Origin of the sequence: Oscillibacter sp. KLE 1728 (assembly GCF_934833455.1) — a bacterium.
Lineage (GTDB): Bacteria > Bacillota > Clostridia > Oscillospirales > Oscillospiraceae > Oscillibacter > Oscillibacter welbionis.
The window spans coordinates 1-10,022 of the sequence record NZ_CAKVVF010000023.1 but is presented as its reverse complement, the minus strand read 5'-3'; the positions used below and the strand labels follow the sequence as shown (position 1 = coordinate 10,022).

Below are 10,022 nucleotides of genomic sequence, written 5' to 3'. Positions count from 1 at the left end.
AAGTGCTCCTGGATGGTCAGGAAGTCTGCCAGGATCTGGGTGGGGTGGAACTCATTGGTGAGGCCGTTGAACACCGGCACCCCAGCGTAGTTTGCCAGCTCCTCCACAATTTCCTGTCCGAAGCCCCGGTACTCGATGCCGTCGTACATCCGGCCCAGCACCCGGGCGGTGTCGGCGATGGACTCCTTCACACCGATTTGGCTGCCAGTGGGACCCAGGTAGGTGGAACCCATGCCTAAGTCCTGGCAGGCCACCTCAAAGGCACACCGGGTCCGGGTGGAGGTTTTTTCGAAGATCAGAGCCACGTTCTTCCCCTCCAGATACCGGTGGGGAATGCCGGCCTTCTTTTTGGCCTTCAGATCTGCTGCGGTGTCCAGGAACTGCTGGATCTCCGCCGGGGTAAAGTCCAGGAGCTTTAAAAAATGGGTGTGGTTTTCCATGGGTGTCTCCTCTCTGTCCCACCATGGGCGCTTTTATCATTTAGTCCGGGAAAATTGTGTAAAATTCTCCGGTTATAGTTAGGGTTAGGGTTAGAGTTAGTGTTAGTGTTAGTGTTATAGCGGGTGTTCGTGTAAGTGCCGGAGTCACGGCGGGGCGCAGCAGGTCCCCGGCCGGAGCGAAAAAGACAGATTCAGGAGAGCGTCTTTTTCAGGATCTCCAGCCCCTGGTCCATCTCCTCTTGGGAGATCACAAGAGGCGGCAGCAGCCGCATACCCGGTCCGGCGGTCAGCACCAGCAGGCCGTTTTCGATCAGCTTGCTTGCGATCTCCTTATTGGTCCAGCCGTCCTTCACCTGGATGCCGATCATCAGCCCCATGCCCCGGGTGGCGCCGAAGCAGGGCAGGTCCAGCGCCTCGATCTGGTTACGCAGATACGTGCCCTTGGCCCGGACGTCCTCCAGAAACGCGTCCGTCAGCGTCTCCTGCACCACCAGACCGGCGGCAGCGCACACCGGATTGGCGCCGAAGGTGGTGGCGTGAGTGCCGGGGCCCAGCACGTCCCGGCATTTCTCATTGGCCAGAATGCCGCTCATGGGCAGTCCCCCGGCAATGCCCTTGGCGAAGGACGCCACGTCCGGCAAAATGCCGTACTGCTGGAAGGCGAAGAGGCTGCCCGTCCGCCCTACGCCGGTCTGGACCTCGTCCACCAGCAGCAGCCAGTCCTTCTCCGCGCACAGTCTGGCAACGGCCTTCACATAGTCACGGTCCAGGGGCAGCACGCCGCCCTCGCCCTGGACCAGCTCCATCATGACGGCACACACGTCGTCCCCCGCCGCGGCCTCCAGGGAGGCAAGGTCGTTGGCGTCGGCATACCGGAACCCCTCGGTGAAGGGGAAGAAATAGTTGTGGAACACGTCCTGGCCGGTGGCCGTCAGGGTGGTGATGGTGCGGCCGTGGAAGGAGTTGTTCAGAGTGACGATGGCGGCACGGCCCCTGCCGTACTTGTCGAAGCTGTACTTTCTCGCCAGCTTAATCATGCCCTCGTTGGCCTCGCCGCCGCCGTTGGCGAAGAATACGCTGCTCATGCCGGTCCGCTTGCAGAGGATCTCCGCCAGCCGGGCCGGTGGCTCGGTGTAGAACAGGTTGGAGGTGTGGCCGATCTTCCCCGCCTGCTTGGCGATGGCGTCCACCCAGGGCTGACAACCATAGCCCAGATCGCTGACGCCGATGCCGCTGGTGAAGTCGATGTAGGCGTTGCCCTCGGGGTCGTAGAGCGTGGCGCCCTGTCCATGGTCGATGGCCACCGGGAAGCGGCCGTAAGTGTTCATGATGTACTGCCCGGTCAGGGCCTTGATCTCTTGGCTGGTCATGGGATCAGTCCTCCTTTTTCAACATGGTGCCGATGCCCTCATCACTGAGGAGCTCAATGAGAATGGAATGGGGAATGCGTCCGTCCAGGATGTGGACCCGCTCCACGCCGCCGGCGATGGCGTCCACACAGCACTCCATCTTGGGGATCATGCCCCCGGAGATGATGCCCTGGGCCACCAGGCCCGGCACGTCGTAGGTGTGGACCACGTGGATCAGCGTCTCCTCGTCCCTGGGATTGCGCAGCAGACCCCGCACGTCCGTCAGCAGGATCAGCTTCTCCGCCCCCATGGCGGCTGCCAGCTTGGAGGCGGCGGTATCCGCGTTGATGTTGTAGGCGGTGTCCGCGTCCACGCCCTGGGCCACGGTGGACACCACGGGGATATAGCCGCTGAGCAGGGCGTTTTCCACCGGCTCCGGATTCACACCCGTGATCTTTCCCACCAGGCCGTACTTCTCGTCCAGCTGCTCCGCCTGGAACAGCTGCCCATCCATGCCGCACAGGCCGATGGCCTGGCCCCCCAGCCGGTTCAGCTGGGCCACCAGATTCTTGTTGACCTTGCCGCAGAGGACGGACTGGACCACGTCCATGGTCTCGGCGTCGGTATAGCGCAGGCCGTCCACAAACCGGCTTTCGTGGCCGAGCTTCTTCAGCATCTCGCTGATCTCCGGCCCGCCGCCGTGGACCACCACCACCCGAATGCCAACCAGGGACAGCAGGATGATGTCGCACATGACAGCCCGGCGGAGTTCGTCGGACACCATGGCGTTGCCGCCGTACTTGACCACGATGGTCTTGCCGGTGAATTTCTGGATATAGGGCAGGGCTTCCACAAGCGTCCGCGCCTGCTGTGCGTGGGAGGACATCGTAACATCAACTCTTTTCTTGAAAATCGGCGGGATTCCGCCGGAGGGGGAGGAGGTGTCCCATGGGACGCGGGAATGGCAGCTATGATGACTGGACAGATGCACCCGCTACGGGGTGCGGATAGGCCGCCGGACAGCGGCCCATCTCCGCTCCCCGCAAGGGCACTATCGGGCATCCCGGTTTACGTCCGGTAATCCCCGTTGATCTTCACATACTCATAGGTGAGGTCGCACCCCCAGCAGGTGCAGCTGCTATCTCCCTCGCCCATGGTGATGGCAATGGTGACATCGTGCTCCGTCAGGACCCTCTTGGCCAGATCTTCATCAAAATCCAGCCCCCGGCCCTTGGCGCACACCTGGACGCTGCCCGCCTGACTCTGGAAGGCCACATCCACCTTGTCCGGATTGAAGTCCTCCCCGGAATAGCCCATGGCGCACAGCACCCGGCCCCAGTTGGCGTCCGCACCGAAGATGGCCGCCTTGGTGAGGGCGGAGCCGATCACGGATTTGGCGACGGTCTCAGCACTCTGCTCGCTCCCGGCTCCGGTGACGGTGCAGGTGATGAGGTGGGTAGCGCCCTCCCCGTCGGAGGCCATCTTTTTCGCCAGCTCCACACACAGGGCGCGCAGGGCCTCCACAAAGGCGTCGTAGTCCGGCCCCTTCTCCGTGATGACAGGGTTCCCCGCCAAGCCGTTGGCCAGGACGCAGCACGTGTCGTTGGTGGAGGTGTCTCCGTCCACGCTGATGCGGTTGAAGCTGACCTGAACGGTCTCCAGCAGGGCGGACTTGATCATCTCCGAGGAGATGGCGCAGTCGGTGGTCAGGAAGCACAGCATGGTGCCCATGTTGGGGTGGATCATGCCGGAACCCTTGGCGATGCCGCCCATCCGGACGGTCTTGCCGCCGATAACGGTCTCCACTGCCAGCTCCTTCTTGACGGTGTCCGTGGTCATGATGGCGTGGGCGGCCGCGTCGCTGCCCGCCGCCGTGTGGGCCGCCGCCGCGCACAGCTCCGGCATCCCCTGCTCGATGACCGCCACGTTCAGCGTCTGACCGATGACGCCGGTGGCGGCTACCACCACATCCTCCGGCCGGCAGCCCAGGGCCTTGCCTGCCGCCGCGCAGACCCGCTCCGCGTTTTCCTCTCCCATGGGGGCGCAGGCGTTGGCGTTGCCGCTGTTGATAACGGCAGCCCGGGCCTTTCCGTCCGCCAGATGGCGCTTGTCCACATGGATGTGGGCGGCCTTCACGGCGTTTTTCGTATACACAGCGGCGCAGGCGCAGTCCTCGTCGGACACGATCAGCGCCACGTCCTTTTTCCAGGCCGCGTGGGTCTTGACCCCCACGTGGATGCCCCCGGCCCGGAAGCCCTGGGCGGCGCACACGCCGCCGGTGATGAAGTTCAGCATCGTATCATCCTCTCTTCAACAGATAAGGGACATCTCTCCCCCGCCAAAATCAGGGCGCGCCTATCCCTTATCTCTTTTCTTCACTTTTGCCTCACAGCAGTCCAGCGGTCTCCTCAAATCCCAGCATAATGTTCATGTTCTGCACCGCCGCGCCGGAGGCCCCTTTCCCCAGGTTATCGAACAGGGCGGTGATGGTGAATCGCTCGTCATTTCCCGCCGCCACCAGGGTCAGGCCGTTGTCCCCGGCTCTGGCGTTGCCGTACAGCTTGGATCCTGCGTCCGCGCTCCCCTCCGGGGCCACATGGACCAGCTTTTCCCCGGCGTAGTGGTCCGCCAGCGCCTGCCACACCTGATGGAGGGTGGCCTTCCCCGTCAGCTGACTCCTGTGCAGGGGCACTGTGGCAGCCATGCCCTTGTAGTAGTCATCCACGATGGGCGTGAACACCGGGGGCTTTTTCAGGCCGCAGAGCTTCTGCATCTCCGGCAGGTGCTTGTGGGCCTGGGTCAGGCCGTAGAGGCCGGGGCTGTAAAGGCTCTCTGCCCTCTCCGCCGCCTCGTACTGGGCGATCATTTTCTTCCCGCCGCCGGAGTAGCCGGTGAGGGAGAAGCAGCACAGGTCCGCGTCCGCGGACAGCAGCCCCGCCTGAACCAGCGGCGCGACAATGGAGATGAACCCCGTGGCGTGGCAGCCGGGGTTGGCCACATATCGGGCCCCCGCGATGGCCTCCCGCTGGCCGGGCCGCAGCTCCGGGAAGCCGTAGACCCAGCCCGGCGCCGTCCGGTGGGCGGTGGATGCGTCGATCATCCGGGCACCGGAGCCCTCCGCCAGGGCCACGGCCTCCACAGCCGCCGCGTCCGGCAGGCACAAAAACACGATGTCCGCTTCCGCCATCAGCCGTTTCCGTTCGTCCGGGTCCTTCCGCTTCGCCTCGTCGATCAGCAGCAGGTCGATGTCGTCCCGCGCCGCCAGCCGGTCATAGATTTGCAGGCCGGTGGTGCCGTCCTTTCCGTCGATGTAGACCTTTGGTTTCATATCATCACCCCAGTGAAGATAAGGGATAAGAGATATTACCGGATCTGCCTATCTTTTATCCTTTTATCTGTTCTCTTTGATCTTCTGAATGAACTGTTCGATCTCCCCGATCTGCCTTGCGGTCTCCGCCACCGCCGGGCCGCCGTAGCTGCTCCGCAGGGCCATACAGTTCTCCAGGTTCAGCGCGTCATACACGTCCGCCTCGAAGAGCTCGGAGACAGCCTTCAGCTCCTCCAGCGTCAGCTCCTCCAATGTCTTGCCCCGGGCCGTGCACTGGGCCACCAGATGGCCGGTGACGGTGTAGGCGTCCCGGAAGGGCATCCCCTTTTTCGTCAGGTAGTCGGCGCAGTCGGTGGCGTTGATGAAGCCGTGGCCGGCGGCCTTCCGCATGTTGTCCGTCCGGACGGTCATGGTGTCCAGCATGGCGGCGAACACCGGCAGGCACATCTCCACCGTGTCCACGGCGTCGAACACCGGCTCCTTGTCCTCCTGCATGTCCTTGTTGTATGCCAGAGGCAGGCCCTTCATGACGGTCAGCAGGCTCATCAGGTCGCCGTAGACCCGGCCCGTCTTGCCCCGGACCAGCTCCGCCACGTCCGGGTTCTTCTTCTGGGGCATGATGGAGGAGCCAGTGGCATAGGCGTCGTCCAGCTCGATGAACTTGAACTCCCAGCTGCACCAGAGGATGACCTCCTCGGCGAAGCGGCTCAGGTGCATCATCAAAATGGACAGGCTGCTCAAAAGCTCCAGCGCGTAGTCCCGGTCGCTGACGCCGTCCAGGGAGTTGCCCATGGGTGCGGCGAAGCCCAGGGCCTTTGCCGTCTCCCACCGGTCGATGGGATAGGTGGTGCCCGCCAGGGCGCCGGATCCCAGGGGACACTCGTCCAGCCGGGCCCCGCAGTCCTCCAGCCGGGTCACGTCCCGGCGGAACATGGCGGCATAGGCCATCAGATGCTGGGCAAAGGAGATGGGCTGCGCCCGCTGGAGATGGGTGTAGCCGGGCATCACGGCGGTCTGGTGCTTCTTCGCCTGACGGCAGAGGACCGTCTCCAGCTCCAGCAGCTGCCCCACGATGACGGGGATCTGCTCCCGGACATACATCCGGAAGTCCAGGGCCACCTGGTCATTGCGGCTGCGGGCAGTGTGGAGCCGCTTCCCCGCGTCGCCGATCCGGGCGGTGAGCAGGGCCTCCACGTTCATGTGGATGTCCTCGTTGTCGGCGGTGAATGCCGCCTTCCCCGCCTCGATGTCTGCCAGAATGTCCTCCAGACCACTGGTGATGGCGGCGGCGTCCTCTTTGGAGATGATGCCGCAGTCCGCCAGCATGGCGGCGTGGGCCATGGAGCCGGTAATGTCCTCCCTGTACAGCCGCTGGTCAAAGCTGATGGAGGCGTTGAGTTCATTCACCAGCAGGTCGGTGTCTTTTTGAAAGCGTCCGCCCCAGAGTTTCATAAGCTGTTGTTCCTTTCATGGCAGACGCAGGGCGAAGAAGCCTCTCCGCCCCGCCCCTGTGGTCTTGTAATGGTCTTGCCTCTCCCCGCCGGGCATATTGAAAACATTTTCGGCAGGGCGTGTACCTGCCGAAAATACTTTGCCCCAGCTGCCCTGGGCAGCGTTCACCAGTCTGAGGACTGGTGGTGGGGCGGCTCGGAGGGGAGCCCGCTCCCCTCCGAAATCTCTCAGAGCTTCCCCTGCTCCCGCAGTGCCAGCACTGTGTCGGGCAGGCCCCACAGGTTGATGAAGCCGGTGGCGTTGGTCTGGTCATAGCTGCTCTCGTTGAAGGTCACCAGTTCCTCGGAGTACAGAGACTCGGGCGAGGTGATAGAGGCCGTTATCATGTTGCCCTTATACAGCTTCAGCTTCACGCTGCCAGTGACGTGCTCCTGGGTCTTGTCAGCGAAGGCGCTGAGGGCCTCCCGCAGGGGGGTGAACCACTTGCCGTTGTACACCAGGTCCGCGAAGTCCACCGCCAGCTTGCTCTTCATGTGGGCGGTATCCTTGTCGATGGTAATCATCTCCAGGCACTGGTGGGCCTTGTAGAGGATGGTGCCGCCGGGGGTCTCGTACACGCCCCGGTCCTTCATGCCCACCAGCCGGTTCTCCACGATGTCCAGCAGGCCGATGCCGTTCTCGCCGCCCAACTTGTTCAGCTTGCGGATCACGTCGCTGGCCTTCATCTTCTCCCCGTCCACCGCCACGGGCACGCCCTTTTCAAAGTCGATGGTCACGTAGGTGGGCTTGTCGGGGGCAGCGATGGGGCTGACGCTCATCTCCAGGAAGCCGGGCTTCTCATACTGGGGCTCGTTGGCCGGGTCCTCCAGGTCCAGGCCCTCGTGGCTCAGGTGCCACAGGTTCTTGTCCTTGGAGTAGTTGGTCTCCCGGCTGATCTTCAGGGGTACGTTGTGGGCCTCGGCGTAGTCGATCTCCTCGTCACGGCTCTTGATGTCCCACTCACGCCAGGGAGCGATGATGGGCATATCCGGGGCGAACCGCTTGATGGCCAGCTCAAACCGCACCTGGTCGTTGCCCTTGCCGGTGCAGCCGTGGGCGATGGCGTCGGCGCCCTCCGCCTTGGCGATCTCCACCAGCTTCTTGGCAATGATGGGTCTTGCAAAGGCCGTGCCCAGCAGATACTGCTCATAGCTGGCGCCCATCTTCAGGGAGGGGATGATGACCTCGTCCACCATCTCGTCGGTGAGGTCTGCGATGTACAGCTTGCTGGCGCCGGTCTTGATGGCCTTCTCCTCCAGCCCCTCCAGCTCGTCGTTCTGGCCTACGTCACCGGATACGGCGATGATCTCGGGGTTGTTGTAGTGTTCCTTCAGCCAGGGGATGATGATGGATGTATCCAGTCCGCCGGAATAGGCCAGCACGATCTTCTTGATGTTTTTCTGATCCATAATAAATTCCCTCCGTGGAGTTTTGATTGATGATGTTTGGATTATACATCTTTCACGCATATTTATTCAAGCATCATTTTGCACAACATTTCCAGCTTCTTCCGTGCAGTTTTGCATAAAATTTCGATAAGCATCTTAGAAAACCGTATATTTATTTCGATATTCAAAAAAATATGAATATATACACTCGCTCACACAATCTCCGCACCCAGCGCATAGGCTGGACTGCGGGGCGGTCGCCCCGCCGGGCGGACCTGCGCGTTTTGATAGAAAGGCTGGTCCTATGAAACGCTGCTTCTGTTATCTTCTGACCCTGGTGCTGGGGTCCCTGGCTGTGGGCGGCCTGGTGTTCGCCCTGCTGCGCACGGACGTGCTGACCCTGACGGCCGCCACGCCCACGGCTCTGTTCTTTTTCGCGGCCACCGCTGCCGCCGGTCTTGGCGGCCTGCTGGCCTATCTGCTGGGCGGCCTGCTGGCAGACCGCACGCCGGCCCTGGCGGACGCCTGGCTCTGCTGCGGGGAGGCCTCCGCTGTGGGCGCCCTGGGGGCGCTGCTGACGGCGCTGATTACCGCCCTCTCCACCGCCTCCGGCGTGGGGCTCCACATCGGCGCGGCGCTTTGCTGCGCCTTCCTGGCCCTGATGGCAGGCGGCATCCTCTGCTTTTTGCGGCGGTATGTCACGACCCGCTTCACCTGTAGCTGCGGCCAGAGCTGCTGACAGAAAAGCCCCGGCGTGCTTTGCACGCCGGGGCTGCTTTTATGAGTGCCGTCCGATCTTCACTTGATCCGCAGGCTCTCCGCCACATGGAGCAGATTCTCCTGATCCACAGTGCCGTGGAGGCGGAAGTTCAGGCCGCCGTCCGTCCAGGCCAGGGTGGCCACATCCGCTGCCTGGGGGCCGGAGATGGTGCCAGACGAGATAATCACGCCGCCCACCGTCTCAGGCTCCCACGCATCCGTCTCCGCCTCGTGAGGCTTCTCCGCCTCCCAGAACCTGGCGGTCACACCGCCGAAGCGCACGGTCTCTCCATCTCCCTCCGGCATCAGCAAGGGGGTGGCAGAGCAGGTCAGGGTGATATTGCCGCCCTGGCCGACCCAGGTAGTCTCCGCCGCGCCGCCGGAGGCGTTGGTTTCAAACCAGCTGTAGCCGCCGGGCAGCCAGTCAGCCTCACAAGCGGGCGCAGTCTTTGATGTGGGCTCCACGGAGGAGGCGGCCTCCACCAGCGTGTCCGGGTCCACGTCCGACCCGGTGAACCAGAACAGCACCCCCGCTTCGTCCTCCCACACCAGCAGGCAGCTGTCGCCGTATTCGCTGCTGTAGGTGTAGAGCGCCGCGTCATGGCCGTTCACGGTGACGGTGCGGCAGGGGATCTCCCCGCTGCCGGGGCTCCAGCCATAGCTCCCGCCGTCGGGATAGGCACAGGAGAAGGAGATGCGCCCGCCGCCATTCCAGTAGCTCAGATTCCCTCTGCCGCCCATTCCGGCCCGCACGGACTCCAGCTCCCAGCCCTCCGGCAGCTTTGTCAGCGCGTAGCCAGGGGCTTCGGTGTAGTCGATCCCAGGGTCCTCGCTGGCGTATGTGACGCCGTCCTCATCGGTCTCCCTGTGCCAGTAGAGCCCTGAAGCGACGGCTGCGGAGGCCGGCGCGGTCTGCTCCCCCAGCAGCACCGTGCGGGTGGCGGAGTCGTAGCCCACCTTCACCCCCAGCAGCTCGCTGATGGTCCGGATGGGCAGGTAGTTGGTCTTGCCGCCAGCCTCATCCACATAGAGGATGGAGCCGGGGACCCGCTGGCCGTTGGGGGCGGTGATGTCGCTGCCGGCGGCGATCTTTGTCTCGCCGTTCAGAGCCACCCCAGCGAAGTTGAACTGCACCTGCCCGGAGGCCGCCAGAGCGGTGGCGGTCAGGGCCGTCAGCGCCAACGCCGCGGCCGCGCCGGCCAGGAATGATAGGACTCGTCTTTTCATGGAACTCCTTCCTTTCTGTCTCCGTGTGTTTCCGGGGGAC

At 63.4% G+C, this 10,022-nt stretch carries 8 protein-coding genes and 1 pseudogene; 1 reads left to right on the top strand and 8 read right to left on the bottom strand.

Annotated elements, in window-relative coordinates; translation table 11 throughout:
- From QVE23_RS04065 to QVE23_RS04035, 7 genes and pseudogenes are all read right to left on the bottom strand, one after another.
- A pseudogene (locus QVE23_RS04065) lies at positions 1–440 on the bottom strand (Rossmann-fold NAD(P)-binding domain-containing protein); the annotation flags it as partial.
- A 191-nt stretch (positions 441–631) separates the two neighbouring features.
- Positions 632–1,810, bottom strand: coding sequence for an aspartate aminotransferase family protein (locus QVE23_RS04060; protein ID WP_021747909.1), 1,179 nt, complete (start codon positions 1,808–1,810; stop codon positions 632–634).
- A gap of 4 nt (positions 1,811–1,814) precedes the next feature.
- Complete coding sequence (gene argB / locus QVE23_RS04055; RefSeq protein ID WP_021747910.1) at positions 1,815–2,675, bottom strand: acetylglutamate kinase; 861 nt, start codon at positions 2,673–2,675, stop codon at positions 1,815–1,817.
- Between the two features lie 182 nt (positions 2,676–2,857).
- Positions 2,858–4,084: a bifunctional glutamate N-acetyltransferase/amino-acid acetyltransferase ArgJ gene (gene argJ, locus QVE23_RS04050; protein WP_273482035.1), complete on the bottom strand. Its 1,227-nt coding sequence runs from the start codon at positions 4,082–4,084 to the stop codon at positions 2,858–2,860.
- Between the two features lie 91 nt (positions 4,085–4,175).
- Complete coding sequence (argC, locus tag QVE23_RS04045) at positions 4,176–5,117, bottom strand: N-acetyl-gamma-glutamyl-phosphate reductase (RefSeq protein WP_287967604.1); 942 nt, start codon at positions 5,115–5,117, stop codon at positions 4,176–4,178.
- Between the two features lie 63 nt (positions 5,118–5,180).
- On the bottom strand, positions 5,181–6,569 hold the full coding sequence (gene argH, locus QVE23_RS04040) for an argininosuccinate lyase (RefSeq protein WP_273482037.1): 1,389 nt from the start codon (positions 6,567–6,569) through the stop codon (positions 5,181–5,183).
- 227 nt (positions 6,570–6,796) lie between these two features.
- Positions 6,797–8,017, bottom strand: coding sequence for an argininosuccinate synthase (locus QVE23_RS04035; protein WP_287967603.1), 1,221 nt, complete (start codon positions 8,015–8,017; stop codon positions 6,797–6,799).
- Positions 8,018–8,300: 283 nt separating this feature from the next.
- Between QVE23_RS04035 and QVE23_RS04030 the strand changes: the two genes are divergently transcribed.
- Positions 8,301–8,735 (top strand): hypothetical protein, encoded by a 435-nt coding sequence (locus tag QVE23_RS04030; RefSeq protein WP_021747917.1) that lies wholly within the window; start codon positions 8,301–8,303, stop codon positions 8,733–8,735.
- A gap of 59 nt (positions 8,736–8,794) precedes the next feature.
- Here the strand turns inward: QVE23_RS04030 and QVE23_RS04025 are convergent, their stop codons facing one another.
- On the bottom strand, positions 8,795–9,982 hold the full coding sequence (locus QVE23_RS04025; RefSeq protein ID WP_287967601.1) for a stalk domain-containing protein: 1,188 nt from the start codon (positions 9,980–9,982) through the stop codon (positions 8,795–8,797).
- Positions 9,983–10,022 lie beyond the last annotated feature (40 nt).